Source organism: Nocardia sp. NPDC059240 (assembly GCF_042753865.1).
Classification (GTDB): Bacteria; Actinomycetota; Actinomycetes; order Mycobacteriales; family Mycobacteriaceae; genus Nocardia.
The window spans coordinates 608,816-635,763 of sequence record NZ_JBHZAC010000003.1 but is presented as its reverse complement, the minus strand read 5'-3'; the positions used below and the strand labels follow the sequence as shown (position 1 = coordinate 635,763).

Annotated in this window: 30 protein-coding genes; 16 read left to right on the top strand and 14 right to left on the bottom strand. The window is 67.5% G+C overall.

Going from position 1 to position 26,948, the window contains the following annotated elements; all coding sequences use genetic code 11:
• Positions 1 to 232 precede the first annotated feature (232 nt).
• Genes dapB through ACFXHA_RS13205 form a run of 3 tightly spaced genes read left to right on the top strand, consistent with a single transcriptional unit; the run spans position 233 to position 2,182 of the window.
• Positions 233 to 988, top strand: coding sequence for a 4-hydroxy-tetrahydrodipicolinate reductase (gene dapB, locus ACFXHA_RS13215; protein ID WP_379356140.1), 756 nt, complete (start codon positions 233 to 235; stop codon positions 986 to 988).
• Complete coding sequence (locus ACFXHA_RS13210; RefSeq protein WP_379356138.1) at positions 985 to 1,479, top strand: hypothetical protein; 495 nt, start codon at positions 985 to 987, stop codon at positions 1,477 to 1,479. The genes dapB and ACFXHA_RS13210 overlap by 4 nt, the downstream gene beginning before the upstream one ends.
• A 55-nt stretch (positions 1,480 to 1,534) precedes the next feature.
• Positions 1,535 to 2,182, top strand: a complete 648-nt coding sequence (locus tag ACFXHA_RS13205) for a hypothetical protein (RefSeq protein WP_379356136.1) — start codon at positions 1,535 to 1,537, stop codon at positions 2,180 to 2,182.
• A 213-nt stretch (positions 2,183 to 2,395) separates the two neighbouring features.
• Here ACFXHA_RS13205 and puuE read toward each other — a convergent pair whose 3' ends face one another.
• From puuE to ACFXHA_RS13175, 6 genes are all read right to left on the bottom strand, one after another.
• Positions 2,396 to 3,316, bottom strand: a complete 921-nt coding sequence (gene puuE, locus ACFXHA_RS13200; protein ID WP_379356134.1) for an allantoinase PuuE — start codon at positions 3,314 to 3,316, stop codon at positions 2,396 to 2,398.
• Positions 3,313 to 4,341: an allantoicase gene (gene alc / locus ACFXHA_RS13195; protein WP_379356132.1), complete on the bottom strand. Its 1,029-nt coding sequence runs from the start codon at positions 4,339 to 4,341 to the stop codon at positions 3,313 to 3,315. The genes puuE and alc overlap by 4 nt, the downstream gene beginning before the upstream one ends.
• Positions 4,338 to 5,552, bottom strand: coding sequence for a DUF6986 family protein (locus ACFXHA_RS13190; protein ID WP_379356130.1), 1,215 nt, complete (start codon positions 5,550 to 5,552; stop codon positions 4,338 to 4,340). Before ACFXHA_RS13190 ends, alc begins: the two co-directional genes overlap by 4 nt.
• Positions 5,549 to 6,295: an aspartate/glutamate racemase family protein gene (locus ACFXHA_RS13185; protein ID WP_379356128.1), complete on the bottom strand. Its 747-nt coding sequence runs from the start codon at positions 6,293 to 6,295 to the stop codon at positions 5,549 to 5,551. The genes ACFXHA_RS13190 and ACFXHA_RS13185 overlap by 4 nt, the downstream gene beginning before the upstream one ends.
• Positions 6,296 to 6,370: 75 nt before the next feature.
• Positions 6,371 to 7,105, bottom strand: a complete 735-nt coding sequence (locus ACFXHA_RS13180; RefSeq protein ID WP_379356126.1) for a GntR family transcriptional regulator — start codon at positions 7,103 to 7,105, stop codon at positions 6,371 to 6,373.
• Between the two features lie 76 nt (positions 7,106 to 7,181).
• The gene (locus ACFXHA_RS13175; protein WP_379356124.1) at positions 7,182 to 7,628 is read right to left on the bottom strand and encodes a MarR family winged helix-turn-helix transcriptional regulator; all 447 of its coding nucleotides are present in this window, start codon (positions 7,626 to 7,628) and stop codon (positions 7,182 to 7,184) included.
• An 86-nt stretch (positions 7,629 to 7,714) separates the two neighbouring features.
• Between ACFXHA_RS13175 and ACFXHA_RS13170 the strand changes: the two genes are divergently transcribed.
• Together ACFXHA_RS13170 and ACFXHA_RS13165 are read left to right on the top strand one after the other, a co-directional pair.
• On the top strand, positions 7,715 to 9,154 hold the full coding sequence (locus ACFXHA_RS13170) for a DHA2 family efflux MFS transporter permease subunit (RefSeq protein WP_379356122.1): 1,440 nt from the start codon (positions 7,715 to 7,717) through the stop codon (positions 9,152 to 9,154).
• Between the two features lie 49 nt (positions 9,155 to 9,203).
• A complete protein-coding gene (locus ACFXHA_RS13165) occupies positions 9,204 to 9,755 on the top strand; it encodes a DUF6817 domain-containing protein (RefSeq protein WP_379356120.1) in 552 nt (183 codons plus the stop codon).
• Between the two features lie 10 nt (positions 9,756 to 9,765).
• On the opposite strand, the gene ACFXHA_RS13160 is transcribed toward ACFXHA_RS13165, so the two are convergent.
• Positions 9,766 to 10,419: a TetR/AcrR family transcriptional regulator gene (locus ACFXHA_RS13160; RefSeq protein WP_379356118.1), complete on the bottom strand. Its 654-nt coding sequence runs from the start codon at positions 10,417 to 10,419 to the stop codon at positions 9,766 to 9,768.
• A 70-nt stretch (positions 10,420 to 10,489) separates the two neighbouring features.
• On the opposite strand from ACFXHA_RS13160, the gene ACFXHA_RS13155 reads away from it, so the two are divergent.
• Positions 10,490 to 10,960 (top strand): VOC family protein, encoded by a 471-nt coding sequence (locus tag ACFXHA_RS13155; protein WP_379356116.1) that lies wholly within the window; start codon positions 10,490 to 10,492, stop codon positions 10,958 to 10,960.
• Here ACFXHA_RS13155 and ACFXHA_RS13150 read toward each other — a convergent pair.
• The gene (locus ACFXHA_RS13150) at positions 10,957 to 11,448 is read right to left on the bottom strand and encodes a DUF1992 domain-containing protein (protein WP_379356114.1); all 492 of its coding nucleotides are present in this window, start codon (positions 11,446 to 11,448) and stop codon (positions 10,957 to 10,959) included. The two genes, ACFXHA_RS13155 and ACFXHA_RS13150, sit on opposite strands and share 4 nt — an antisense overlap.
• A gap of 192 nt (positions 11,449 to 11,640) precedes the next feature.
• Between ACFXHA_RS13150 and ACFXHA_RS13145 the strand changes: the two genes are divergently transcribed.
• Positions 11,641 to 13,248, top strand: a complete 1,608-nt coding sequence (locus tag ACFXHA_RS13145) for a glycosyltransferase family 39 protein (protein WP_379356113.1) — start codon at positions 11,641 to 11,643, stop codon at positions 13,246 to 13,248.
• Between the two features lie 12 nt (positions 13,249 to 13,260).
• On the opposite strand, the gene ACFXHA_RS13140 is transcribed toward ACFXHA_RS13145, so the two are convergent.
• Positions 13,261 to 13,791: a hypothetical protein gene (locus ACFXHA_RS13140; RefSeq protein ID WP_379356111.1), complete on the bottom strand. Its 531-nt coding sequence runs from the start codon at positions 13,789 to 13,791 to the stop codon at positions 13,261 to 13,263.
• Between the two features lie 594 nt (positions 13,792 to 14,385).
• On the opposite strand from ACFXHA_RS13140, the gene ACFXHA_RS13135 reads away from it, so the two are divergent.
• Together ACFXHA_RS13135 and ACFXHA_RS13130 are read left to right on the top strand one after the other, a co-directional pair.
• Complete coding sequence (locus ACFXHA_RS13135) at positions 14,386 to 14,904, top strand: DUF6879 family protein (RefSeq protein WP_379356109.1); 519 nt, start codon at positions 14,386 to 14,388, stop codon at positions 14,902 to 14,904.
• Positions 14,885 to 15,400: a Scr1 family TA system antitoxin-like transcriptional regulator gene (locus ACFXHA_RS13130; RefSeq protein ID WP_379356107.1), complete on the top strand. Its 516-nt coding sequence runs from the start codon at positions 14,885 to 14,887 to the stop codon at positions 15,398 to 15,400. The genes ACFXHA_RS13135 and ACFXHA_RS13130 overlap by 20 nt, the downstream gene beginning before the upstream one ends.
• A gap of 88 nt (positions 15,401 to 15,488) precedes the next feature.
• Here ACFXHA_RS13130 and ACFXHA_RS13125 read toward each other — a convergent pair whose 3' ends face one another.
• Positions 15,489 to 16,631 (bottom strand): hypothetical protein, encoded by a 1,143-nt coding sequence (locus ACFXHA_RS13125; RefSeq protein WP_379356105.1) that lies wholly within the window; start codon positions 16,629 to 16,631, stop codon positions 15,489 to 15,491.
• Positions 16,631 to 17,698 (bottom strand): WD40 repeat domain-containing protein, encoded by a 1,068-nt coding sequence (locus ACFXHA_RS13120; protein WP_379356103.1) that lies wholly within the window; start codon positions 17,696 to 17,698, stop codon positions 16,631 to 16,633. The genes ACFXHA_RS13125 and ACFXHA_RS13120 overlap by 1 nt, the downstream gene beginning before the upstream one ends.
• A gap of 153 nt (positions 17,699 to 17,851) precedes the next feature.
• Between ACFXHA_RS13120 and ACFXHA_RS13115 the strand changes: the two genes are divergently transcribed.
• The 4 genes from ACFXHA_RS13115 (at position 17,852) to ACFXHA_RS13100 (ending at position 21,429) form a co-directional block, all read left to right on the top strand.
• Complete coding sequence (locus tag ACFXHA_RS13115; RefSeq protein WP_379356101.1) at positions 17,852 to 18,304, top strand: flavodoxin family protein; 453 nt, start codon at positions 17,852 to 17,854, stop codon at positions 18,302 to 18,304.
• Between the two features lie 95 nt (positions 18,305 to 18,399).
• Positions 18,400 to 19,107 (top strand): LuxR C-terminal-related transcriptional regulator, encoded by a 708-nt coding sequence (locus ACFXHA_RS13110; protein ID WP_379356100.1) that lies wholly within the window; start codon positions 18,400 to 18,402, stop codon positions 19,105 to 19,107.
• Entirely contained in the window at positions 19,104 to 20,393 is a 1,290-nt protein-coding gene (locus ACFXHA_RS13105; RefSeq protein WP_379356099.1) for a sensor histidine kinase, read from the top strand. The genes ACFXHA_RS13110 and ACFXHA_RS13105 overlap by 4 nt, the downstream gene beginning before the upstream one ends.
• Positions 20,380 to 21,429, top strand: coding sequence for a hypothetical protein (locus ACFXHA_RS13100; protein WP_379356097.1), 1,050 nt, complete (start codon positions 20,380 to 20,382; stop codon positions 21,427 to 21,429). The genes ACFXHA_RS13105 and ACFXHA_RS13100 overlap by 14 nt, the downstream gene beginning before the upstream one ends.
• A gap of 19 nt (positions 21,430 to 21,448) precedes the next feature.
• On the opposite strand, the gene ACFXHA_RS13095 is transcribed toward ACFXHA_RS13100, so the two are convergent.
• Positions 21,449 to 21,955, bottom strand: coding sequence for a hypothetical protein (locus tag ACFXHA_RS13095; protein WP_379356095.1), 507 nt, complete (start codon positions 21,953 to 21,955; stop codon positions 21,449 to 21,451).
• A 147-nt stretch (positions 21,956 to 22,102) separates the two neighbouring features.
• Between ACFXHA_RS13095 and dapA the strand changes: the two genes are divergently transcribed.
• Both dapA and ACFXHA_RS13085 read left to right on the top strand, forming a co-directional pair.
• Positions 22,103 to 23,011, top strand: coding sequence for a 4-hydroxy-tetrahydrodipicolinate synthase (dapA, locus tag ACFXHA_RS13090; protein ID WP_379356093.1), 909 nt, complete (start codon positions 22,103 to 22,105; stop codon positions 23,009 to 23,011).
• On the top strand, positions 23,008 to 25,083 hold the full coding sequence (locus ACFXHA_RS13085; protein WP_379356091.1) for a ribonuclease J: 2,076 nt from the start codon (positions 23,008 to 23,010) through the stop codon (positions 25,081 to 25,083). Before dapA ends, ACFXHA_RS13085 begins: the two co-directional genes overlap by 4 nt.
• Before the next feature lie 72 nt (positions 25,084 to 25,155).
• On the opposite strand, the gene ACFXHA_RS13080 is transcribed toward ACFXHA_RS13085, so the two are convergent.
• Both ACFXHA_RS13080 and ACFXHA_RS13075 read right to left on the bottom strand, forming a co-directional pair.
• Positions 25,156 to 25,716 (bottom strand): hypothetical protein, encoded by a 561-nt coding sequence (locus ACFXHA_RS13080; protein WP_379356089.1) that lies wholly within the window; start codon positions 25,714 to 25,716, stop codon positions 25,156 to 25,158.
• A gap of 34 nt (positions 25,717 to 25,750) precedes the next feature.
• Positions 25,751 to 26,140 (bottom strand): DUF4189 domain-containing protein, encoded by a 390-nt coding sequence (locus ACFXHA_RS13075; RefSeq protein ID WP_379356088.1) that lies wholly within the window; start codon positions 26,138 to 26,140, stop codon positions 25,751 to 25,753.
• A 182-nt stretch (positions 26,141 to 26,322) separates the two neighbouring features.
• Here ACFXHA_RS13075 and ACFXHA_RS13070 point away from each other — a divergent pair, with 182 nt between their 5' ends.
• Positions 26,323 to 26,940: a TIGR03085 family metal-binding protein gene (locus tag ACFXHA_RS13070; RefSeq protein WP_379356086.1), complete on the top strand. Its 618-nt coding sequence runs from the start codon at positions 26,323 to 26,325 to the stop codon at positions 26,938 to 26,940.
• The last annotated feature ends 8 nt before the right edge of the window (positions 26,941 to 26,948 follow it).

Here is a 26,948-nt window from a genome sequence, read left to right as displayed (position 1 = left end):
GCCGTTCGCCACAAGATCAGGGAGCTCTCAGCGTGGAGATTCGGACAAATCTCCACGCTGAGAGCTCCCTGATCTTGATTACCCGATGAGCGCGCGCCCGGCGGCGGAGACGCGTCGACCGGCGGGCGCTACCACTGTGTTCGGCACGGGCGTGCGCGGGCTGCGGGCGGGGGCGCGGACGCCGCCCACTAAGCTAGGGCTATTCCATGGTGGGCGTAATGAAGGAGACCAGGTGACCACGAACCGGATCCGGGTAGGTGTGCTCGGGGCGCGCGGCAAGGTCGGGCAGGCCATCTGTGCCGGGGTCGAGGCGGCTGCGGATCTGGAGTTGGTGGCGCAGGTCGACAAGGATGATTCGCTCGACGCATTCACGGCCGCGGGGACCGAGGTGGTGGTCGATTTCACCCATCCCGATGTGGTGATGCCGAATCTGAAGTTCCTGGTGGAGAACGGAATTCACGCGGTGGTCGGTACCACCGGGTTCGACGCCGGTCGGCTCGAGCAGGTGAAGGGCTGGCTGGCCGCCAAGCCCGAGGTCGGCGTGCTGATCGCCCCCAACTTCGCCATCGGCGCGGTGCTGAGCATGCGTTTCGCCGAGCAGGCGGCGCGCTTCTTCGACTCGGTCGAGGTCATCGAGCTGCATCACCCGAACAAGGCCGACGCGCCCTCGGGCACCGCCTTCCGCACGGCCGGCCTGATCGCCGCGGCCCGGGAGAAGGCGGGTGTGGGCCGCAGCCCGGACGCCACCAGCCAGGAGCTGGAGGGTGCGCGCGGCGCGGATGTGGACGGGGTGCGGGTGCATTCGATCCGGCTCGCCGGTCTGGTCGCGCATCAGGAAGTCATCCTCGGCACCCAGGGTGAGACCCTCACCATCCGCCACGATTCCCTCGACCGCACCTCCTTCGTGCCGGGCGTGCTGCTGGGTGTGCGCAAGACGCCGCTGCGTCCCGGCCTGACCGTGGGCATCGACCCGCTGCTCGACCTGTGAGCGCCCCGGCCGACAACAACACGCGCGAGGTCTACAAGCGGGTCGGTTTCATCACCGCCCTGGTGCTGATCCTCGGGTTCTATTTCGTGCTGCTGGGCCGGATCGCGATCGGCCTGATCACCTCCGGCAAAGTCGCGGCGATCCTGCTCGGCGTCGGCGTGCTCATCCTGCCGCTGCTGGGCGTGTGGACGGTCGCGACCAGCGTGCGGGCCGCCTTCGCGCATCAGCATCTGGCGCGGCGCATGCACGACGAGGGCGGCGAGCTGGATGTCTCCGCGCTGCCCCGCCGCGCCTCGGGCCGCATCGAGAAGGACGCCGCCGACGCGCTTTTCGAGCAGGTGAAGCAGGAATTCGAGGCGGATCCGGAGAATTGGCGCAGCAACTACCGCGCCGCCCGCGCCTACGATTATGCGGGTGACCGTTCCCGGGCGCGCGAAATGATGAAGCGCGCAGTCGAATTGGAGCGCGCCGAACGTTCGGGCAAACGATAGCCCGGGTTTCGCGCGAAACCTGCCGGTAGCCTTTAGCCGGAGTAAAGTCCGGCCGGTGAAGTTGATGGTGGGTTATGCGCTCGCGGTGGCCTGCGCGGCGATGGCGTCGCCCGCGGCGGGGCCGGGCGTGGCGCGGGCGGACGAGGCGCCCTCGTGTGTGGAGTACGAGAACGGCTACAAGCTGGAGTGGCAGGCCAGCTGGGCGATCTTCGAAGCCGAGCAGCAGAATCCGGCCGACGGCCGCGCGGTGACCGAGGTGGATCTGCCGATCATCATCGCCGCCCCGCTGGACAAGGTGTGGGACGTGTACTCCGATGTCAGCAAGGGCATCGGGCGGCATTCGTTCCTCAAGGACGTGATCATGCACCGCACCTGCGACGCGGACGGCGTGGAGATCCGGGATTTCACCGCGCTGGAAGACATTCCGATGGGCCCGGTCACCTTCCCCGGCCACACCCAGGCCGAGCAGCGACTGCACCCCGACGAGCACTACTACACCTCCGACAGCTGGGACGTCCCGAACGTCACCACCCACCAGCTGATCACCTTCACCGACAACGGTGACGGCACCACCACCGTCAACGAGCACCTGCAGTTCATCGCGGACGCCGCGCTCATCGACTTCACCGCCACCAACGGTGTTGCCGCGCACATGGCTTCGCAACATGCGGTCAAGGCCGATATCGAAAACGGCACGCTCTGAATCGATTACCTCCAGAAGGCACCAATGTGGCCCGGAACCTGATGGTTCCGGGCCACATTCGTTGCCGGTCGGCCACGGCTCGCACTCCGAGGAGTCCGGCCACCCGTGACGGGCGGGCGCCGGTGAGAAGCGGTGTGCTCAGCGGGCCTTACCGGCATTCCACCGGGCCCGGGGATTCCGCGCGAATCATCCGGGCCGCAGGGGTTTTCGGTGTCAGGGCGCGGGGTGAACCGTGCGCCAGTGCTCGGCGATATCGATGCGCCGGGCCAGCCAGACCTTGTCGTGCGACTGCACGTAGTCCACGAAGCGTTCCAGGGACTTGAAACGGGCGGGCTTGCCGATGATGCGGTTGTGCAGACCGATCGAGAGCATCTTCGGCGCACCCGCGGCACCTTCGGCGTAGAGCACGTCGAAGGCGTCCTTGAGGTAGGAGAAGAACTCCTCGCCGTTGGCGAAACCGGCCGGGGACGCGAAGCGCATATCGTTCGTCTCAAGCGTGTACGGCAGCACCAACTGGTCCTGCTCGCCGACCTTCACCCAGTACGGCAGGTCATCGCCGTAGGAGTCCGAGTCGTAGACGAACCCGCCGTGCTCCACGACCAGGTCGCGGGTGTTGGGCGAGTCGCGGCCGGTGTACCAGCCCTTCGGCGCTTCACCGAAGAGCTTGGTGATGATGCGCACCGCCTCTTCCATGTGCGCGCGCTCGGTCTCCTTGTCCACCAGCTGATAGGTGAACCAGCGCAGCCCGTGCGAGCAGATGTCGTAGCCCAGCCGCTTGAACGCCGCCACGGCCTCCGGGTTGCGCTCGAGCGCCCGCGCCACACCGAAGATGGTGAGCGGGATGTCGCGCTGCTCGAACAGCCGCAGGATGCGCCACAGTCCGGCCCGGGAGCCGTACTCGTACATGGTCTCGACGCTCTGGTGGCGGTTCGGGAACGCCCCGCCCGGAACGATGTCCGGGGTCAGGAACGCCTCGGAGCCCTCGTCACCGTCGAGCGGGTTGTTCTCGCCGCCCTCTTCGTAGTTCAGCACGAAGTTGACAGCGATGTTCGCATCGCCGGGCCAGTGGGGATGCGGCGGGTTGGGTCCGTACCCCACCATGTCCCGCGGGTAGTTCAGGTCGAAATCACTCATGCCAGTTCATTTTCCAGCTCGGCGCGCAGCTGCGCGCGGGCGTCATCGGTCAGGGTGCCGAACAGTCGCAGCCGCGCCATGCCGCCATCGGGGAAGGCGTCGAAGCGCACCCGCACGACCGCCTCGGCGGCGTCGATCAGGAAGCGGTGTCGGGTGTCGGGCTGCAGGCGGGTGCGCGGCAGCAGTTCCACCTCGGAGCCGTCGGCGCGAATGCCGGTGAGGGAACCCGCACCCGGGCTGTTGAACAGGAAGTACGAGGTGTCGATCTCCGCGGCGGTGATGACGCCCTCGGCGGCCAGCTGCACCAGCACCCAGTCGTTGGTGGACTTGTCGCGACCGCGCGCGGTCTCCCAGCCGTCGCCCATGGTGGCGGCGCGGCCCGGCATCAGGATGTTCTGCGGGTGCGAGAAGAAGATGTTGGAGCAGTCGGCGACCAGGCCGCCGTTCTCGATCGCGGCCAGGTCGAACGGACCCGACTCCAGCCACGCCAGATTCGGCTTGGCGACGCCGTGTACGCGCAGTCGCGCGATGCCGCCGTCCGGGAACATGCGCAGCCGCACGTGGGTCCAGCGCTTGGCGGAGTCCACGGCGAACGGGTTCTTCGAATCGCCCGCGACCTTGGCGCGCTCGACGATGGTGGTCCAGCCCTCGGCGGCGACCAGTTCTTCGGTGGACGGATGTCCTTCCACCGCAATGGCTTCCACGGTGATCTCGGGCGGGTAGTTGCCCTTGAACCAGGCGGTGTCCACGACGACGCCCTTGATCACACCGGGCACGCCCAGGCGGATGATCGCCGAATCGCAGTCGTCTCCGGCCGGGTGGCCGCCGTCCTCGCCGCGGCGACGGCGGGTCTCCCAGCCGTCGTACACCTGGCCCTTGTGGCCGAAGGTGGCGGGGGAGTAGGTCGCCGCCTGCGGGCGAATGAGGTTCTCCCGCTCGGCGAAGGACTCGTCGTTGGCCCACAGCACGGCGCCACCCAAGGTGCGCACGGCCAGGTCCGGAAGCAGCGTGAAGTCGTCGCTCATAGCGCCGGAATCTTCCTTTCTCGCAGTTGATGCAGTACGTCGACAGAGGCTTTGGGGGCGATGGCGGTGACATCGGCGGGATCGAACGCGCCGCATTCCAATCCACGCAGCACCACGGTGGCCAGCGCCTGCGCGGTGGCGGGCTCGTCCATGACCGCGCCGCCCTGGCGATCCAGGTAGCGGCCGATGCGCGGGGCGGCGACGCCGAGACCCTCGCGGAAGAAGGCGAAGGTGGCCAGCCAGCGGGTGACCAGGTGGCCCGCGCCCATATCCCAGCCCTGGTAGTAGCCGCGCTCGAGCGAGCGGGTGACCAGGCGGAAGTGCCGCGACACCGCCGCGCGCACCTCCTCGTCGGTGCCGATGGGCAGCACCTGGGTGGAACCGTCGCACACCCACACGCCGGTGGTGGCCGCGGCGGCCTGCATGACGGCCTTGGCGTGATCGGCGACCGGGTGCTCCAACGACTGGAACTTCGGCGCGATACCCAGCGCGGCGCTGTAATCGTAAGTGCCGTAGTGCAATCCGGTGGCGCGTCCGGCCGACCGCTGGATCAGCTGCGACACCGGGGAGGAGCCGTCGGCGGCGATGATGGCCTGCGGGGACTCGATCTGCAGCTCGAACTTCAGCGCACCGGCGGGCAGCCCGTGCGCCTGCTCGATCGCCTCGCACACCTGCACGGTGAGATCGGCCTGCTCGACGTGGCGAATCTTCGGCACGGTGAACACGAAGCCCTCGGGCACACCGCCCGCGCCTTCGAGGACCTTCTCGAGGGTGCGGATGGCGCGCGCCCACTCCAAGGTGGTCAGACCCTTGGTGCGGATACCGCGCGAACGAACCTCGGCCGGAAGGGCTTTCAGCACCGCGCCGGCATTGAGGGCGGCGGCGTCCTCGGTCTCGTCGTCGCGGGTGCCGTAGCCGTCCTCGAAATCGAAGCGCAGATCCTGAATCGGGCGCTCGCGCAGCGTCTCGAGGGTGCGTGCGACCACGTCCTCACCGGCGAGCGCGACCAGCAGGTCCCGCTGGCTCTCGGCGAGTTCCAGTGCGGCCGAACCCCATTCGCGCGGGGTGTCGACGGAGGCGTCCGCGCCGGATACGTACGCGGTATGGATCGGCTGCCCCGGGCGGTCACCCGGGTAATGTCGCAGCAGCTCCGAATCCACGGCCTGCAAACGGGATTCGATCCCGTTCAATGTCTCCGGTGGCAGCGTCACGCCTGCGCCTCCTTTTCCTCGATGCCGAAATCGGCGAGCAATCCCACATACGTTTTCGGTAGTGGGGCCGCGAATTCCCCGCGGCCGGACTTTCGCAACTTCATGGTGACCAGCGATTGCACGGTCAGTGTGGCGGCGGCGACACCGTCCACCACGGGTACCCCGACCTCCTGGGTCAGGAATTCACACAGATCCGCCATCCCGGCGCAGCCGAGCACGACGGCGTCGGAGTTGTCGGCGGCCACCGCGTCGCGGCAGGCGTCGGCGATCACCTTGCGCGCCTTGGGATCCTCCAGTTCCAGCACCGGGATCTCGCAGGCGTGGACCTGGGCGCAGAAGCGTTCCATGCCATAGCGTTCCGCGAGTTCCCAGGCCCGGCCCGCGGTGCGGGCGAGCGTGGTCACCACGCTGAAGCTGCGGCCGAGATGACTCGCCGACTGCATGGCCGCCTCGGCGATGCCGATCACCGGACCGCGCGCCAGCTCGCGGGCGGCGTCCAGGCCCGGGTCGCCGAAGCAGGCGATCACGTAGGCGTCGACGCCCTCGGCCTCGCCCTTGGCGATCTCTGCGAGCAGGCCGGGCACCGACAGCGCCTCGTCGTAGTGGCTTTCGATGGAGGCCGGGCCCATCTCGGGGTTGACGGCCTCGATCACCGTGCCGGGCGCGGCGACCGAGCGCGCGCTGTCCCCGATGAGAGCCGTCATCGCGGCGGTGGTGTTGGGATTGATAACCCGGATCCGCATGGGTCCACGCTATCGAACAGACAGAGCTTCGTGGTTGCTGGAACCGTATATGTTCGAACGGCCCTGGCTCAGGGGTTATATATCTTCTTCACCTGCGGGTTCGGCGAACAAACCGGTGTCTGTGGGCAGGTGTTCCAGAACACTGTTGAGCCGTGTGTGATGGCCCTCGCTGGCCGTCAGCAAACCTTCAGCATCCCTCGCGAGGAAGGCTTGCAACTGCTTGCTGTGGTCGGCGTGCAGCACCACCCGGTCCATCGTCGACACGTGCACCATCGGCTGCACGGGTTCGGTGATGTTCCAAGCGTATTCGAGCATGTGCACCACGCGCGGCATACCCGACGGACGCACCAGGGCGAGATGGAAGTTGCGGGTCTCGCGATGATAGGCGACCGCGTCCTCGGTCAATACCGCCTGCTCGAGGCGGGCGTGGATGTCGCGGGCCAGCTGGTGATCGGCCTCGGTGGCGTTGTGCACGGCCGCGGCCATGGCCACGGACTCCAGCCGTTCGCGCACGACGTAGAGCTCGCGCAACTCCTCGGAGGTGAGCATGGTCACCTGGTAGCCGAAGTTGGGGCGATGCTCGACCAGGCCCTCGCCGATCAAGGTCTGCAGCGACTCGCGCACCGGGATCGCGCTCACCGTGAACATGCGCGCCAGCTCGCCCAGTGGCAGACCGGTGCCCGGTGGCAGGTTGCCCTCCAAGATCAACCGGCGCATTTCGCCGAGAATCTCCTGCTGGGAGTAGCCGCGGCGGGCATCCAGAGGCGGGTTGAGCTGGGGCAGACGAGGTAGACGCGGGCGAGAAGGCACGGCCCCAACCCTAGCCCGTCGCCGAACCGCTGCGTACGCCGTACCGGTCGCGGCCGCTCGTGCGGCGGGGTGTGGGTCAGATCTCGTCGGGGTCGTAGCCGAGGGCCTTGAGTGAAAGGTGATGCAGCGTCTCGCGTTCCGCCGGGGTGAGCCGGTACAGCAGCACATCGGTGGCTTCGAGGATTTTCGCGTCGGTCTCGGCGCGCAGCCGCTCACCGGCGGCGGTGATAGTCAGGCGGTATTTCCGGCGGTCCTCGGGATCGCGGGTGCGGGTGACCAGTCCGGCCTTCTCCAGGGTGTCGATGAGCCGCACCACTTCACTGCGGTCGATCTCCATGGCATTGGCCATCTCCTGCTGGGAGACCTCGGCGCGCTCGGCCAGGTAGGTGAGCACCCAGTGTTCGCGCAGCGGGGTGGCGAGGTTGGTGTGCATCGCCTTGTGCAGCTTGCCGAGCGCGTAGGTGGGGTGTTTCAGCAGGCCGGCGGGGTGGTAGGGCCGCGCGGGGGAAGGTTCGTCGGTCACCCGCTGATTATATCTATTGTTGAGCCACTCAATCATTGATACGCTCTGCAATTGAGTCGCTCATCAACGATTGAAGGAGAGGTCCGATGACGCAAATGCGTTCGGACACCAAGACATCCGGCACCGGAGTGGCCGCCGCGCCACCCGCCGATTCCGACAAGATCCCCGCGCATGTCTGGCGCACCGCCGCGGTGGTGGTGTTCGGCGCGGTCATGGGCATGCTGGACACGTCGCTGGTCAATATCGGGCTGCACACCATCGGTGCGGACCTGGGCGCTTCGCTCGCCACCATCCAATGGGTGGCCAGCGGATACCTGCTCGCGCTCGGGGTTTCACTCACCGTGTGCGGGTGGCTGGCCCGCCGGGTCGGCGTGACCCGGCTCTGGATGGGCGCGCTCGTCGCGTTCACCATCACCTCGGCGTTGTGCGCCCTCGCATCCACTGCCGACTGGCTGATCGCGCTGCGCATCCTGCAGGGGCTATCCGCCGGGCTCATGATTCCGGCAGGTCAGACCATCCTCGGGCAGGCGGCCGGGCCGAAGCGCATGGGCCGCGTCATGGGCGTGGTCGGCATCGCGGTCGTCGGCGCGCCCGCCATCGGGCCGACCATCGGCGGGCTCATGCTCGCCAACTGGAGCTGGGAATGGCTGTTCCTGATCAACATTCCGCTCGGGCTGATCGGGCTGGCGCTGGGTCTGCGATACCTGCCGCGCAGTGCCGGTACCGAGGTGCAGCGGCTCGACGTGGTCGGCCTGATCCTGGCGGGCGGCGGCGTGTCGGCCGTGGTGTACGGGCTGTCCGAGGTTGGGGCGACCGGATCGGTGACCTCGCTGTCGGTGTGGCTGCCCGTGGTGCTCGGGCTCGCCGGGCTGGGCGGGTTCATCGCCCGTGCCCTGCGGAATGCCCGGCCGCTGCTGGACATTCGGCTCTTCGGCAACCGCGGGTTCCGGGCGGCGACCACCGCCGGATCCTTCGCCGGTGGCGCCATGTTCGGCGTGATGGTGTTGCTGCCCTTGTACTTCCAGGTCCTGCACGGCACCGGACTCATCCGCACCGGCGTCGACCTGCTCAGCTTCGGACTCGGCGGCGTCATCATGCTGCCGCTGGGCGGCCGGCTCACGGACCGCTTCGGCGGTGGGCGGGTCGCGGTGATCGGCAACCTCCTGATCGCCGCCGCCATCCTGCCCTTGGCCTTCCTGCCGGTCGACACCAACGGCATCGTCATCCAGTTGCTGCTGTTCGCAGCGGGATTGGCCACCGCCGTGGGTGCCATGCCGCTCGTGTCGGCCGCCTACGGGTCCGTCCGTCACGAGCAGTTGCCCGACGCGGCCGCCCTGGTCAACATCATGCAGCGCGTGGGCGGCGCGATCGGGGTGGCGATCGTCGCCGTGATCCTCTCCCGCGCAACGGCCTCCGGCTGGGAGCCGGTCACCGGCTACCACGTCGCGTTCGGTGCGCTCGCCGCGCTGTCACTGGTGTCCGCGGTCGCCTCGACGGTGCTGCGCAACCACCAGCGCAAGGCGTAGTGGCGAACGGCACTGCCGCCGAACGGGGTTCACGCGCCACACTGAACGAGTGAACGAACCCCTCGCATCCCGCAGGACCCGCGTCGAGCGGTTCCTGCGGGATCGCGGCGCGGATACCATCCCGCACCCCGGCGGCACCCTCCTCGCCCACCTCGGCCGCGTCGCCGACACCCTCGCCTCCTGGGGTCACGACGCCGATCTACAACTCGCGGGCCTGGCCCACGCCGTCTACGGCACCGACGGATTCGATCGCCGGCTGGTCGAACTGTCCGACCGGGCAACGGTTGTCGAGCTGGTGGGGGAGCGCACCGAATCCCTCATCTACTTCTACGCGGCCTGTGATCGCAAAGCCGTATACCCCGGAATCGACTCCACCCCGGTCCTGTTCCGCGACCGCTTCACCACCCGCGAATTCGTGCCCACCCCAACCGATTTCCACGCCTTCCTGGAATTGACGGTGGCCAACGAACTAGACGTCCTGTCCCACAACCCTGAACTCACCGCCGAAATCGGCCAGCCCCTCTACGACCTGTTCAGTCGTGTCCGTCCCCACCTGACTCCCGCGGCCTGGTCCGCGTGCCATTCCCAGTTGGCGTCCTGACGGATTCGGCTCAGGCCTGCAGCGTCGAAGAGCTGGTGGCCAGGCGCAGCCAGGTCCCGTAGAGCCAGCGCTCGTAGGCGGGCGGGTCGAACCCGAGGGTGCTGGTCATCAGGTTGTAGGTGTCGGCCTGGCCGAGCGGGCCGACCGTCTCGATGATCCACTCGAGGTCGGCGTCGGGGTGCAGGAGGCCGTCGGCGTGCATACCGCGCCAGAGGTCGGCGATGTGTTGCTGGGTGGCCAGGCGGCCTACTCGGCCGGCCTCGGCGATCAGGGGTTCGCTGGCTTCGGCGGCCGCGGCGGCCGCGATCAACGGACCCGCGCGGTGCATGAGAGCGCTTGCGCCCTGGGCGTATGCGGCGATGCGTTCGTGCAGGGTCGGGGCGGTGGCGGCGCGCTGGGACCAGTCGCGATGGGCCAGGTCGATGTCCTGGGTGTCGCCGACGATCGCGACGTCGATGGCGCGCTTGAGGAGTTCGGCCTTGGAGCCGAAACGCAGGTAGACCGTGCGGGATCCGACCTCGGCGGCGTCGGCGACCGCGGCCAGGGAGGTGGCGGCATAACCGTCGGTAATGAACAGCCGGGTGGCCGCGTCGAGGATCTTCCGCTCGGTTTCGGCCTTGCGGGCATCCCATAGCGGAGATGTCTTCTTGACATCACGGCTCATTCGCTGCATCCTTACTGCATCACTACAGTGATGCTGCACTATTACATCTGTACTGCAGAGGATACCAGCAATGATCCCCACTCTCGCCGGGGTGCATCACCTCAAACTTCCCGTTTCCGACCTCGCGCGTTCGATCGACTGGTACCGCACCCGGCTCGGCTACGAGGTCGGCGTCGAATTCAACGAGCAGGGCGTGCTGAGGGGTGTCGCCCTGCATCACCCGGCCGGAGGTCCCATGCTGGGCCTCCGGCTCGACCCCGAAAAGGCTGCCGCCGCAGCCGGATTCGACTACTTCTCGATCGGCGTGCCGGATCGTCCGGCCATCGAGGCGCTCGCCGAACACCTGACCGCCCTCGGCGAATCCCACGCGGGCGTCCATTTCGCCACCATCGGATGGATCCTGCCCCTGCTGCACGACCCGGACGGCCACGAAGTCCGCTTCTACACCGTGGAATCCCATACCGAACTCGACGACGAACCCCTCGTCGTCGACAACGCCCGCGAAACCGCCACCGCCCGCGAACGTGGGCAATCGCGCTAGTCGCGCCCGAAAAGTCGCCGCCACCAACGCTGTTCGGTCGATTGCGGGCGTGGAGAGGTCGGGGCGGCCGGTGTGCGCGCGGCTCGGGTCGCCTCGCGTCCGGCGCGCCAGGCGGCGACCACCTCGTCCGTCTTCAGCGGGCCGATCGGGACGTGCGGGCCGCTGGGCATCCGCAGATAGTCGACGATGCGATCGTTGAGGGCGGTGACGACGGCGCGAACTTCCTTCTCGGAGAGCAGGTCTGCGACGGTGTCCTGAATGCGCTCGCGCTCACGGCGCAGGATGATCGATTCCGGGAGCAGGCCGTCGGCGCTCGCACCCTCGCGCGTCAAATAATTTCGCAGCCACCAGTTCTCATCGGCTGCACCGGCTGGGATGGGCTGGCCCGCGCCCTTCAGATTGTCGAATTCGCCGCGCTGGGTGGCCTCGCGCACCTGCTTGTCGATAAACGATTCGAAGGAGATTCCGGGCGGTTTGCGCTCGGTCATGACTCAATACTACAGGCTGTCGTTGAGTTGTGGACCTACATCACAGACCATCGTGGCCGGATGGGCAAGCCCCGGAAATGAATGTGAAGACGGTGTGCGTCAGACCGGATAGTCTGCTGTTCTGATCGACGCCCGGCAATGCCGACTTTCGGTTCTGCCGGGCGTCTTTTCGTTCCTTTGGGAGGGGACACAATGTCAACTACCGACGCGGTCCTGCCGTCGGACATCGTTGCGCCGGTAGAGGAACACGGGCCGGTCACCGCACACGTACCGTTCGCCTGGCGGGGCGTGCTCGCCGTCTCGTTCGGCTTCGCCGCCGTGATGGGCATCGCGGCCGCCCGCATCAACTACTTCGGTGATGAACTGTACTTCGTGGCGGCCGGTCGGCGACTGGCCTGGGCCTATCCCGACCAAGGGCCGCTCGCACCGTTCGTCGCGCACCTGATGGACCTCATCGCGCCCGGTTCGGTACTGGCACTGCGCATTCCCGCGCTGGCCCTGATGGCGGCCGCCGCGATCCTCTCGGGCGCCACCGCACGGGAACTCGGTGCCGGGGCGCGCTACCAGATGCTCGCCGCCCTTGCCTACGCCGTCTCGCCGCTGGCCTTCGATCAGGTGCAGCTGATCACCCTCACCTTCGACATCCCGCTGCAGGCGCTGATCGTCTACCTGCTCATCCGCTGGGTGCGCACCCGCCAGGACTGGCTGCTGATTGCTGCGGGAGTCGCTGCCGCCGTTGCGTTCCAAGCCAAATGGATGGTCCCCGGGGTGTGGGCGATGCTCGGCATCGGCGTGCTGGTGGCCGGCCCGCGCGAGGTGCTGCGGCGACCAGCTTTGTACATCGGCACCCTGATCATGGTGGCCGCCATGATCCCCGGCATCGTGTGGCAGACGCGGCACGGCTGGGTGGAATCCCAGATGACCGAGATCATTTCGCAGGAACAGCACGCCGCCAACACCGGCCCGCTGATCTGCGCGGTCGAGATCGCCATCCAATGCGGCCTGATCGGCGGCATCCTCAGCCTCTTCGGCCTGTGGGGCATGGTCCGCCTGGAACCCCTGCGCCCCTACCGTTTCGCCTTCGTCGCAGGCCTCCTGCTGGTCGCCGTGGTGCTGGTCGAAAACGGCCGCTCCTACTACGTCGCAGGCTTCTGGCCCGCCCTCCTCGGCGCCGGCGCCTTCGCCCTCGGCACCGTCGAAGCCAAGCGTCTGATCCGCCGCTGGATCACGGGTGCGGCAGTAGTGTCCGCGGCCCTCTTCGCCGTCTGGATGACCTCGGTCCCCCTGTCCCGCAGCTGGATCCCCCTCCCGAACAGCCTGACCACGATCTCTTCCCCCATCACCAACCAGGCCCAGTACTGGATGCGCGAATCCTGGTACGGCCCCGACGGCTACGCCACCTTCACCGCCGCCGTCAACGACGCAGTGCAGAGCCTCCCCGAATCCGAACGCTCGAATACCGCGGTAGTAGCCGCCGCCTACGTCCAGGCAAGCGCCCTCGAAGAATTCGGCCGCCAATACAACCTGCCCCCCGTCTACAGCCCCAACCGAGGCTGGGGCTACTTCGGCCCACCCCCCAACTCCGCCAAAACCATCGTCTACCTCTCCGTAGACGGCGTAGGCGACAAAGAATTCCTCTCCCAATTCGAATCCACCACAACGATTCAGAAGATCATCGACCCCAACGGCCTCCCCGGCCTCCAACGCCTGATCACCGTCTACGTCTGCCACAACCCCAAACACCCCTGGGCGGACGTCTGGCCGTCCCTCCAAACCCTCACCTTCCCCAGCGGAATCTGAACCCCGCCGCCGTCAGAGATACCAACCCTCTGGCGGCGGCATCGCACTGTCCCAAGCCTTTTCGAACTCCTCGGCGGTTATCTCCTGCTCCGCCAGGTCCGGATCCCAGAGGTCGATCGGCGGATTGAGTGGAAAGTCGTCGAGATCGGTGCGCGTCGCTTCCCCGGTGTCCAGGATCTCGACCTGGCGGGTGCGATAGCCGTCGGTGATCTCGGTCAGATAGTCCGCAGCAGCCCTATCTTCCTCGGGATCCCAACGATTGCGGGTATACAGCAACGCACGGTCGGCCATCACCCCGAACCCCGGCCGAATACGTTGCGTATCTCGCCGCGCACGCAGGCTGTTCAACGACGAATCGGACCGATCATCGATATCGACCTCGTCCAATCCCCACTCCTCGACCTCCACCCACCGCTGCGGATCGTCGACCACCGCAGTCTCGGCAAAGGTTTCGACAATCTCCCGCGCCGACCGCGCAAGAATCACCCACCACACGCCCCCCATCCCATAGTCGTGGCAAACCAGAAACCGCTGCTTGGGCACCTCACCACCACTCACACCAACCCACCCTAGGCGCAGCCTCCGACCTGTCGGATCCCCCGAGCCGAACCACCCCGCCTCCCCACCGACCTCATCGTCCGCCTGGCAGAAGCCCACTTCCGCGGCTCCATGCACCTCCCGATGTTCCACGCCGACGACGTCCTCCCACTCCTCGAGGGCAACGACCGCGAATACTTCACCGCGGTAAAGCTTCTGGACACCGGCAAGGTCTTCTATCCGCTCGGAAGCGAGCCGTAATCGGCGTACTGATCCTCGCTATGCACGGTGAATCGCCAGCCTTCTGCGACGCAGTAGACACAGCATCAATGTCATCGCGAACGACCCGATCGACCAGTCGAACGTAGTTCCCCCACTGCACGCCTCATCACCAGATCCACTTGACTAGGGGCCATGAGGGGCGCAATCATCGGATTCTCGGCGCAACCATTCGCAACCTAGAGGCTGGTGGACCTCTATGTGTCTGACTTTCATTGCCAAGGATCCGAATTCGAACCCGACAGGTTCTCCGACCTTGTATCGGACCGACAAGCGTCGAGATCCCGGACCGGCTGATTCCATTTTTCGGGCAGGGGGACAGTGGCCTCGATCAGTGATGACGAGTTCGATCGGCTCTTGACAGGTTTCGGCCAGGAGTCGATTCATCTGGAGACCCGCGATGCCTACGGCACCGCGGTCGAGCTGCCGCACATGGCGAAATGGGCTGTGGGGGAACCTGACGACTCGGAATGGTTGGAAGGCTGGTGTGCCGTCCTGCGCAGTCATGTCGCAGCCGGACGATCCGTGCGGCGCGCTCGCATCGTGTCCGAACCGCTCAGCGGATACCAGCTTTGGTCGCACAGCATCGCGCAGCCCATGGTCGACGCCGGTGAGGACATTCGCTGGGCCCCTCGACGGCTGATCTCGTCAATAGGTCTGCCTGGCAACGACTTCTACCTGTTCGACGATCGTCTCGTTGTCTTTCTGCACTACTCGGGTAATGGTCTGGCAAGGGGAAAGGACACATCGACCGATCCTGGTGATATCCGGATGTGCCGCAAGGCATTCGAGGCGGTGTGGACACTGGCGATTCCTCACCGTGACTACCAGCCCATCTAGCTCGGCGCAGCAGGCCCGACGAGCGCTCGGCACCCGCTTACGGGACCTCCGCAAAGACGCTGACCTGACCGCACGTGAGCTGGCACAACAGACCGGTCAGCACTACACGCGGGTGTGGAAGATCGAGAACGGAATCCAGCCGCCCACCGATCAAGACATCCGGGACTGGTGCCGGGCTTGCCGGGCAGATGGGCATGTCCTCGACCTGATTGCCACGCTGCGTGTAGTGGACTCGGCATACCGCGAGTTCCGGCGGCAGAGCCGTGCGGGTTTGAAGCGTGTCCTCGGCGCACCCAACGACCTCGAAGAGGCCGTCGCCGTGCGGCAGGAACGTCAGCGAGTCCTGAAACGTGGCGGGAAGCGCTTCGTTACGGTACTGGAGGAACAAGCGTTGCGAACCTGGCTCGGAGACGCGGAGATTCAGGCCGGACAGCTCGGACGGCTGCTGGAGCTGATGGCTCGTTCCGCAGTTCGCGGCGGGTCAGGGCCCGGGTGATGGTGCGGAGGTTTTACCTGATCCGGAAGTTCCTACCACCGAGATTCGACGTCGCGCGGTCGCTGCGGCATTCTTTCATGCCTGGACATCACTGGGCGCAGGTGGGTTCGTGGGCGGTTTGGATGTCGTAGGCGTGGGTGGCGAGGACGGTGGTTTTGGTTGCGGTTACCACGGTCAGTTGGGCGGAGGTGTCTTTGGGGGAGGGTGGGCCCGTTCGGATTTCGAAGGTGGTGGTGGGGGAGAGGGTGGCGTGCGCGAGGAGGTCGGGGTCGGGGTTTTGCTGCCATTGGCGGCTGTCGAATTGCCAGAGGGAGTGGGTGCTCTCGCGGGGCTGTTGTTCCCATTTGCGGTCGGTGACGGAGATGGTCAGCTCGCAATCGGTCAGGTGGATCGTGTCGAGCGTGAGGCACTCCGAGGTGATCGGGAAGGCCAGCGGGGTGGGGTGGTCGGCGTCGAGGGTGAAACGGATCAGCTCCAGGTGTGAGCAGCCGTTGCTGACGTGTGCCTCGCCGGCGAGGACCGCACTGCGGCCGTCGGGGGTGATGACGCCGCGGTTGAAGGGCTCGTTCAGGTGCTCGTAGCGGCCGAGTTGGTGGATGGCGCCGGTGTCGCGGTCGACAACATAGAGGTGGTTGTAGGACCAGTAGCCGCCGCCGGTCTCCTGCCGGGTCATGATCAGGTGGTGGGCGTCGGCGGCTACCAGGGTCGGGTCGGACAAGCGGTTGCCCGCGCCCGGTGGGTCGCGTGGATCAGGAAGAGTCATCGGGGTTTTCGTTGCCGCGCGCAGGTGGTGGAGATCGGCTTCGTACAGCGACTTATCGGTTTCGTTCCACCAGATGACCGTGGTCGCGGTGGTCGGAAAGGCCTGGCCGCAGTGGCAGCCGATGTACTCGGGCAGTAAGTCGCCGGAGTGCGGGTCGATGGCTTCCAGATCGCCGGTTTCGTCGATCGCGTAGATCAGGGATTCGTCGCGGGCGAATCCGTCGTCGGAGAATTGGCCGTCCACGTGGGCGATCACGCGATCGGCGGTGACCAAACCCAACTCGGTCCGGGCGCGGTACACCGCGACCGCCGGGTCGGCGGACACCGGAGCCGTCGTCGGTGCGGCGCTGCTCGCGGCGGGAGTGCTCGGCGGCGCAACGGGATTCGCGTGTTTCTCACCGCCGCACGCGGCGAGCAGCAGCACGCAGGTGAGGATCAGGGCGGCCAGTCGCCGCCCGATCCATGACATCAGAACTTCCACAGCCGCACCGTCTTGTCCTCGCTACCGCTGGCCAGCAGCATCCCGTCGGGACTGAACGCGCCGGCCTCCACCGGCCCGGTGTGCCCGGTCAGCGGTGGCCCCAACGGTTTTCGGCCGGCGACGTCCCACAACCGCACCGTCTTGTCGTACCCGCCACTGGCCAGCAGCCTGCCGTCCGGACTGAATGCCAGCGCGTCCGGCCCCTTCTCGTGCCCGGTCAATGCGGTGTCCTCGAAGGCGTTGTGCCGCGTATTCCACAGCCGCACAGCATTATCGGCACAGGTAATGGCCAGCAGCGTGCCGTCCGGGCTGTAAGCCACGGCCCCGGCGCTACTACCGGCGACATTGATGTCCGTGCGCCCGACCCCGAGGTCGCGCAGGTTCCACAGGCTGACCGGCTTGTTCTCGAACAGCATCATGGTGGCCAGTTGCGCGCCGTCGGGACTGAAGGCCAGGGATACGACCGAATCATCCTCGTCGAGAAGGTCCTTGCCCCGTGGATCCAGCGGTGACCCGATCTGCTGACGGCTGTGCATATCCCACAGCCGCACGGTCTTGTCCTCGTGACCGGAGGCCAGTCGCGTTCCGTCCGCGCTCAGGGCCAGGGTCCGCACCGCGCCCGCGTGCGCCAGCAGTTTGACACCCTGCGGTGCACGGGATCGCATGTCCCACAATCGGATCGATCGATCCTCACCGGCACTGACCAGCGTCGATCCGTCGGGGCTGAAAAGCACCGAGCGCACCCAGTAGTTGTGACCGAACCCGGGGCCGTCGGGTTGGAGCGTTCTCGTATTCCACAGCCGGACCGTCGTATCCGCGCTTCCGCTGGCCAGCAGCGTGCCATCCGGACTGAAGGCCACCGACAGCACGAAGTCGGTATGCCCGGTAATCGTCCCGGCCGCCGTCGGCGGTGACGGCAGTGGCCGCGTATGCGGCGTACCCGCGCCGCCGACCCCGTATGCGATCCCGGCGGCAGCGGCAGCCACTCCGATCACGCCTCCGGCCAGTACCCCGCGCCGAGTGATCAGCCGCTTGCCCGCCGTCCGCTCTCCCATCCCGGAACCTGCAGCGTCACAGCTGCTCCCGGCATCGCTCCCCATCCCCTGAACTCCCCATTCTCGAATGCCGACCGCAGATATAGCACGCCGCCCACCGAAACTCACTGCCATTTTCCGGGTCGAGGCGGTCGCCGCATCTAGGCTCGGGGAGTGCCGACCTTGCTGATCATTCATCACACCCCGTCGCCGTTCATGCAGGAGATGTTCGAGGCTGTCGTGGCAGGCGCGACCGATCCGGAGATCGAGGGGGTGGAGGTGGTTCGGCGGGCCGCCTTGGCGGTGACGGCGAGCGATGTGCTTGCCGCGGCCGGGTTTGTGCTCGGGACTCCGGCGAACCTCGGGTACATGAGTGGGGCGCTCAAGCATGCGTTCGACACCTTTTATTACCCGTGCTTGGACTCCACCAAGGGGCGGCCGTACGGGCTTTATATCCACGGCAATCAGGGGACCGAGGGGGCGGAGCGGAGTGTGGTGAGCGCTACCACCGGGCTCGGGTGGGAGAAAGTGATCGCGCCGGTGATCGTTTCGGGGAAGCCGGAGAAGGCGGATGTCGAGCGGTGCTGGGAGTTGGGGGCTACGGTGGCGGCTCGGTTGATGGGCTGAGTTGGATGTTCGCCGAGATGCGGAGCGTTCCCCCGAATTCTGGTGGCTGACACATCGGGTGGTGGGACCGTCATACTCGGGAGGACATTCGCTGAATGTCCGTTTGTGGAGTGTGGGAAGAGGTGACGGCCGCCGTGATGGCGCAAGAGTCGGGGATACGCCGGATTGGGCTGGTCGAGGACCATGAGTCGGTAGCGATCGGACTGGCGGCGATGTTGGCGCCGCAGGCCGATCTGGAATTGGTGATCACGGCGGGAACCGTCGCCGAATTGCTCGCGGCGGGGCCGCAGTTGGATCTGGTGGTGCTGGATCTGCGCCTGGCCGACGGTTCGCAGCCGGAGGAGAACGTGCGCGCACTGCGGGCGCGGGGGATCGAGGTGCTGGTGTTCACCGGCGCCGACAATGCTTTCCTGGTCCGCGCCGCCGCCCGCGAGGGCGTGCTCGGCGTGGTCCGCAAATCCGAGGACGCCGCGACCGTGGTGGCCGCGGTACGCCGCGCCGCGCAAGGCGAACAGGTGGTGACCACCGACTGGGCGGCCGCCATCGACGGCGACCCGCAACTGCAGGATGTCGGGTTGAGCCCGCGCCAGCAGCAGGTGCTGCAGCTGTACGCCTCGGGCGAGAAGGCGTCGCGCGTCGCCCGCATGACCGGCCTGTCCGAGCAGACCGTCAACGACTATCTGGGCCGCATCCGGCAGAAGTATGCCGACGCCGGCCGCCCGGCCCCCACCAAGACCGACCTGTACAAGCGGGCCGTCGAGGACGGGTGGCTGCCTGTCCCCGAACGGAATCCGCGGGCATGACCGCCTCGGGCACCCTGGATTCGACGGCCGCGACCCGGCCGGTGCCCTCCCCGGCGGCGTTCGTGGCGCGCCTGCGCCGCGGCCTCACCATGCGGGAGGATCCGGCCACCGCCGCCTACGACCGCATCATGCTGCGGCTGGGCATCTCGATCGGCATCGCGGGCGTGATCGTCGGCGGTGTCGAACTGCCCGAGATCGCCGAACAGGGCCGCTACGGCCCCATGTGGTGGACGGTGACCGCGGTCCTGCTGGCCTTCGGCTGGTATCCGGTGATCGGCATCGTTGCCGCCGTGTCGGGTCCGCGCGCCATCCGCTTCGTATCCGGTTGCGCCGCGGTCAGTTTCCTCGGCGCGCTGGCCTCGATCCCGTTCGGGCTGCACCTGCACGCGATCGACGCGACCACGGTGTGGCCCTACCGGGTGACCCCGCTGGCGGTGACCGCCGCGGTCCTGGCCTGGCAGACCCGCATGACCGTGATCTATCTCCTGGTCTCCGCGACCTCGGCCGCCGCGGCGACCCTGTACACGGTGCCCGCGTTCACGACTCAGCATGTCGCCGAGAACTTCCTGCGCGCGGTCGGCCTCTCGGCGCTGTTCGTGTGGTGTGGCGTCGCCCTCACCGGGGCCGCGGCCCGCGTCGACCGCGAGTCCGCGATCGCCAGCCGCCGCGCCGCCGCCCAGGCCGCCGCGTTGGCCCGCGACCGCGAACGCGCCCGCTTCGCCGCGCTCATCCACGACGCCGTGCTCTCGACCCTGCTCGAGGCGTCTCGTGCCGGCACCGCATCGGATGTGCTGCAGCGCCAGGCCGAACGCACCATCGAGCAACTCGACGAATGTCATGGCGAGCAACGCGATCCGGACCTGCTCGACGCCCGCTCGGCGGTGCTGTTCCTGCGCGCCGCCGTCCAGGAGATCAATCCGAGCGTGCGCTTCGCCACCCGCACCTGGCCCGGCTACGACGACCTGCGCATGCCGGTCCACTCGGCCAGCACCATCGCCGCCGCCCTCTCCGAGGCGGTGCGAAACAGCCTGCGGCACGCCGCGATTCCGGGCCGCGAGGTGCGCCGCACGGTGACCGCCACCGTCAGCGCGGGCAGCATCCGCATCGTATTCAGCGATGACGGCGCCGGTTTCGACCTGGCCGCCGTCTCCGCCGACCGGCTCGGCATCTCGATGAGCATCATCGGCCGCATGCGACAGCTCGCGGGCGGTTCGGCCTTCGTGGAGACCCAACCGGGCGAGGGCACCACCGTGACATTGGTCTGGGGTGGCGATGGTTCCCGTTGACAATGCGAGCCTGGAACTGGACCCCCGGTTCGGGCTGCGTGATCTGCTCGGCCTGCGCGGCAGTGCCGCCTGGCTGTTCCTGCTGATCCTGGAAGCCGTCATCGCGCTCTATATGGTGCGCAATTTCGGTCAGTCCCCGCCGTGGGCGGCCGCGGCCAGCATGGTGCTGATGCTCAGCGCCGGTGCCCTGGTCACCGCGATCCCGGTGGATCCGCTGCCGATCCCGGTGGCGTTGTACGCGGCCATCGCCCCGCCGGTGGCGACCACGCTGACCGTCATCACCCCCGAACACGATCTCGTGCACGAGACGGTGTGGTCGGCGTTCGCGTCTTCCTATGTACTTGCGGTCCTGGTGTTGCGCGGCCGGATTCGCACCGCGTGGGTGGGTGTCATCGCGGTGGCGGCCGTGCTGGTGTCGCTGGGCCTGATCGGCGGTCACCTGCAGCCCGGCACCCTGGTCGGTTCGCTCATGCCGGTCGGCACGGTCACCGCGATCTCGGTGTTCACCGCCGTCATGCGTCCCATGCAGCGTTCGCTGCGGATCCTGCGCGAGGACGCCATGATGCGGGCCGCCGCCGAGGCGACCATGGCCGCCGCCGACAGCGAACGCTCCCGGCAGCTGGCCCGCCTCGACCGGGTGGCGCGCCCGATCCTGGAACGCATCGCCGACGGTGTCGAACTCAGCGCCGCCGAACGGGAGGAATGCCGTCTGCTGGAGGCCGAACTCCGTGACGGCCTACGCGCCCCGCAACTGGTGACCGATGAACTCAGTGGCGCGGCCCGTGGCGCGCGAGGCCGCGGCGTGGAGGTCATCCTGCTGGATGACGGCGGTTTCGCGGGTGTCCCCGAATGGGTCCGCAAGCGTGTGATCGATGCCGCGACAAAGGAACTCGACGCCACCAATTCCGGCCGCATCACCGTTCGCGTGCTACCGCTGGGCCGCCACGTGCTGGCGACCGTCCTGGCCACAGCGCCCGATCAGGACCGCCGCACCGAGATCGACACCGACGGCCAGGTCACCACGATGACGGACTGACCGATCGGGGTTCGCCGGGCTAGGCCTTGTCGTCGTCGCCCGGCTTCTCGGTGGGGCGGGGCTTCTCGCCGTAGCGGTACTTGTCCTCGTAGCGGCCCGGCCCGCCCTTCCACATCTGATCGCGCAGCGCGGACTGGACGGTCGTCGACAGCCAGGAGTTGAGCGACTGCCCGCTCTGCGCCGCGGCCTCCTCGGCCCGCGACTTCATCTGCTCGACCAGCCGCAGCGTGACCCGGCTGATGTCGCCGGTCATCTCCTCGAACGTCGGATGTTCCTCCTCGCGCCCGGCCTTGCGGACGTCGACGTGCGCGTCGGTGCCGTCCACGGACACGTGCACGGTCCGGTCCGGGAGGGTGGCGCTGACCTCGGCGGCGAGATCGGAGAGTGCCGCCAGCAACACCAGCCGCGCCGAGTTCTCGGTGGCGGCGGCCAGCGCGGCCGCGGTGGACTGTGTCTTCTCATCACCCAGAGCGGCCGCCGCGATCAGGTTCTCGCGCAGCTGGGCGGTGTATTTATTGAGATCCATGACACCAGTGTGGCGTCATTTCTGACACCATTCAAGGAAACTTTTGACGCCTGAATCGGGCGCTTGACGTGAATCGGCATCGCACCCGGCACGGTTCGGGTATAACGGTGCAAATCCCGTTCCAGCGACGCTGTAGCCTTTCTGACTATGACGAACGGTGAATCGACGCGAATCGAGCTGCACGCGTCCGGCACAGTAGGTGTCGCGATGGTGACCCCCTTTACCGCCGAAGGCAAGCTCGACGTCGATGCCGGTGTCGCGCTGGCCGCCCGCCTGATCGACGGAGGCGTCGATCTCCTCGCCATCTCCGGGACCACCGGTGAGTCGCCGACCACCACCGAGTCCGAGAAGTTCGACCTGCTGCGCGCCGTCGTGGACGCCGTCGGTGACCGTGCCACCGTCATCGCGGGCACCGGAACCTACGACACCGCGCACAGCATCGAACTCTCCCGCAACGCACAGCGCGCGGGCGCGCACGGCCTGCTGGTCGTGACCCCGTACTACTCGCGTCCCAATCAGGACGGCCTGCTCGCGCACTTCACCGCGATCGCCGACTCGACCGATCTGCCGGTCACCCTCTACGACATTCCGCCGCGCTCGGTGGTGCCCATCGCCACCGACACCATTCGCCGTCTGGCCGCGCACCCGAACATCGTCGCGGTCAAGGACGCCAAGGGCGATCTGGGCGCGGGCGCGGAGCTGATCGCGGAGACCGGGCTGGCCTTCTACTCCGGTGACGACACGCTCAACCTGCCGTGGTTGTCGGTCGGCGCGACCGGATTCATCAGTGTCATCGGCCATCTCGTGCCGGATCGCCTGCGTGCCCTCCTCGACGCCTACCGCGCCGGTGATGTGCAGCGTGCACGCGAAATCAATGTCAGCATGGCCCCGCTGAACCGGGCCATGGCCCGCCTCGGTGGTGTCGCCATGACCAAGGGTGCGCTGCGACTGCTGGGCATCGAAACCGGAGAGCCACGCTTGCCTCAACTTCTGCCGTCCCAAGACCAACTCGATGAGCTCGCGGTGGACCTGCGCGCTGCGGGGGTGCTTGCATGAGCGAACCAGTCGCCCGTCGCCCGCGCCGTACCGCCAGCCGCGCCGCCGGTGCGCCGCCGCCGGCCCCGGAAGTTCCGGTGCAGCCCGTGGCGCAGCCGGAACCGGCCGCCCAGCCCGCCGCCGCCCAGCCGGAATCGGTGAGCGCTGCTCGCTCGGAATCCGTTGCCGCCGAACCTGTTCGGGAGCGCAACGGTCGCGGCCGCAACGGCACCTCGGAGCGCAATGGCGCCAAGGCTGCATCGTCCAGACCGGCCGAGGAGGCCCCGCGCTCGCGTCAGGACGATTCCCGTTCCCGCCGTGACGATTCGCGTTCCGGTGGTGGCCGCGATCGCCGCGGCGGTGGCCGTGGCCGTGCCGGTGGCCGCGATCGCGACCCGGCTCCGGCCCCGCGCGATCCGCACGCCATGAGCGCCCCGCCGAAGGCCCCCAAGGGCGGCCTGCGGGTGTTCGCGCTCGGCGGTATCGGCGAAATCGGCCGCAACATGACCGTTTTCGAGTACGACGGCAAGCTGCTGATCGTCGACTGCGGTGTGTTGTTCCCCGAGGACCAGCAGCCCGGCGTCGACCTGATCCTGCCGGACTTCGGTCCCATCGAGAACCGCATGGACGATATCGCCGCGGTGATCCTGACCCACGGTCACGAGGATCACATCGGCGCGGTCCCGTTCCTGCTGCGTCTGCGTCGCGACATCCCGGTCATCGGTGCGAAGTTCACCCTCGCGCTGGTGGCGGCCAAGTGCCGCGAACATCGCTTGCAGCCCAACCTGACCGAGGTCGTCGAGGGCGAGCGCACCCAGCACGGGCCGTTCGACTGCGAGTACTTCGCGGTCAACCACTCCATCCCGGACGCCATCGCGGTCGCGATCCGCACGCCCGCGGGCATCGCGCTGCACACCGGTGACATCAAGCTCGATCAGCTGCCGCTCGACGGCCGCCTCACCGACCTGGCCGGGTTCTCCCGCCTGGGCGACGAGGGCGTGGACCTGTTCCTGGTGGATTCCACCAATGCCGAGGTGCCCGGCTTCGTCACGCCCGAGCGTGAGATCGGCCCGGTGCTCGACAATGTGATCGGCAAGGCCAAGGGCCGGGTCATCGTGGCCTCCTTCGCTTCTCACGTGCACCGCATTCAGCAGGTGGTGGATGTGGCGCAGCGCTACGACCGCCGGGTGTGCTTCGTGGGCCGGTCCATGGTCCGCAATATGCAGATCGCCCAGGATCTCGGCTACCTCGATATCCCGGACAATCTGGTCGTCGATCTGGATCAGGCCGCGAACCTGCCGGTGCACAAGCTGGTGCTGATCTCGACCGGTTCGCAGGGCGAGCCGCTCTCGGCGCTGTCGCGCATGGCGCGCGGCGATCACCGCCAGATCAACATCCGCCCCGACGATCTCGTGGTGCTGGCCTCCTCGCTGATCCCCGGCAACGAGAACGCGGTCTTCGCGGTCGTGAACGGCCTGGCGCGTCTCGGCGCAACGGTCGTCACCCAGCAGAACGCGAAAGTCCATGTCTCCGGCCATGCTTCGGCGGGCGAGCTGCTCTACCTCTACAACGCGGTCCGCCCGACCAATGCCATGCCCGTGCACGGCGAATGGCGGCACCTGCGCGCCAACGGTGCGCTCGCGGCGGCCACCGGCGTGCCGGAGGATCGGGTCATCCTGGCGGAGAACGGCGTCGTGGTCGACCTGGTCGACGGCATTGCCACCATCACCGGCCGCGTCCCGGTCGGCCAGGTTTACGTCGACGGCCTCTCCGTCGGTGACGTCGGCGAATCCACCCTGTCGGACCGCCTGGTCCTCGGCGAGGGCGGTTTCATCTCCATCAACGTCGCCATCGACTCCGCCACCGGCAAGGCCGTCAGCACCCCCGAGGTCACCGGCCGCGGCTTCTCCGACGACCCCGAAGCCCTCACCGGCGCCCAGGAACTCGTCGAGAGCGAACTGCACCGCCTGGCCGTGGAGGGTGTCACCGACACCCACCGCATCGCCCAATCGGTCCGCCGCGTGGTCGGCCGCTGGGTCGCCGAAAAGTACCGCCGCCGCCCCATGATCGTCCCCACGGTCATCGGCGTCTGATCGACCCGAAACGAAACCGCCCGAACATCATTCGATGTTCGGGCGGTTTCGTGTGTACCCGGCTCGGCCGGGTTACTTGTCCTGGCAGGCGGCCGAATCGAGCTTGGCGGCCTTGACGATCGAGCAGGCGTAGCTGTGGTCGATCTTCCAGTCGTTGCCGTCGGCGACGAAGGAGACGGTGGCGTTCTGGACCGGCTTGCCGTCGATGGTGACGTCGGCGTCGGCCTTGAGCTTGCCGGCGGACGGGTCGCCCACGTTGGTGATCTTGATCTTGACGTTGTTGGCCTTGGCGGCGTCGACCAGCTTCTGGGCGAGCTGCGGATCCAGCGCGGCGTCCTCGATCCAGTCGGTCTTGGTCTTCGCGTCGATCGACGGATCGAAGGCCTTGGCGACCTTGTCGTTCAGGTCGGCGACGCTCGGCTTGGCCAGGTCGGCCGTGGTGGTCGGGGCCGGAGCCTCGCCGGTGAGCTTGCCGTCGCCGTCGACGCCACCGTCGAACTTGCCGGCGGGCGCGGCCGCCGAGGTGGTGGTGGCGGCCTTGCTGGTGTCATCGGACTTGCTGCAGGCCACCAGGCCCAGCGCCGAGGTGGCCAGCATCAGCGCGGCGGTCGCGCGAAAGATGGTGTGCTTCAACGAAATTCTCCCCAATGGTTTCGGAGCCGGCGGGCTACAGCTGGTAGCCGGTGGTGCAGTTCCAGTGAATGATGGTGGCGTCGCCGGAGTTCCGGTTCAGGGCCTGGTTCTTGGCGGCGACCCGCGAGGAGGCCGCACCGAAGGTGTAGTAGCCGTCGCGTCGCGAGTAGGCGACGGCGCCACAGCCGTTGGTGAAGCGCGCCACGATCTTGCAATCGTTGTAGGTGCACGAGCTCATGGCCGCGTTCTGCGCCGACGGGCTGTCGGAGTAGTCGTAGGAGTAGCCGATGTTGCCCGTGGATACCGACAGCGCGATGGCACCGAAGTTGTAGTCCTGGTAGGCATTGGCCGGGGCCGCGGTGCCCACCAGCAGGGAACCGGCGGCCGCGACCATCACGGCTGCGCCGCTGAGGATCTTCTTCAAGTTGTTGCCCTTCTTGTGCTTTCGGGTCCATGACCCTCTGGACCGCCGATCAAGCTACCGATACGAAAGTGTTGACGCCAACCCGCATCTGTGTTTTGTGCCGGTTCACCGCGGCGGTCGAGCGCAAGGGCGTGAAAAGTGGTGCCGTGCATATTCGGATACGCACGACTAAGGTCCCCCTTATGAGTATGGCTCAACGGGAGCGCCAGGCCCTGGTCCAGGCCATGGCCGAGGCCGGTCCGGACGCCCCCACCCTGTGCGGGGAATGGACCACCCGAGACCTGGCGGCGCATCTGATCGTTCGCGAGCGCCGCCCCGACGCCGCCCCCGGCATCATGCTGAAGCCCTTCGCGCCGTATCTGGACCGGGTGCAGGCCAAGGTCGTGCAGCGGCCCTTCGCCGAGCTGCTCGATCAGGTGCGCAGCGGCCCGCCCTTGCTGCTGCGGCCGGTGGACTCGCTGATGAACCTCACCGAGATGTTCGTCCACCACGAGGACGTCCGTCGCGGTGTTCCCGGCTGGGAGCCGCGCATCCTGCCGCCCGCCGATGAGGACCGCCTCTGGAAGGTCCTGACGGGCTTGGCGCGCATGGCATATCGCAAATCGCCGGTTACTGTCGCGCTCACCACGCCCGACGGCCGCCGCACGGTCGCGCATCAGGCCGGTGACCGCACCGTGGTGCTCGCGGGCCCGCCCTCGGAACTGCTGCTGCACGCCTTCGGCCGCAACGAGGTTCGGCTCGAGGCGACGGGAGCGCCGGACGACGTGGCACTGGTCCACGCCCTCGACCGCAGCGTCTGACATCCCAC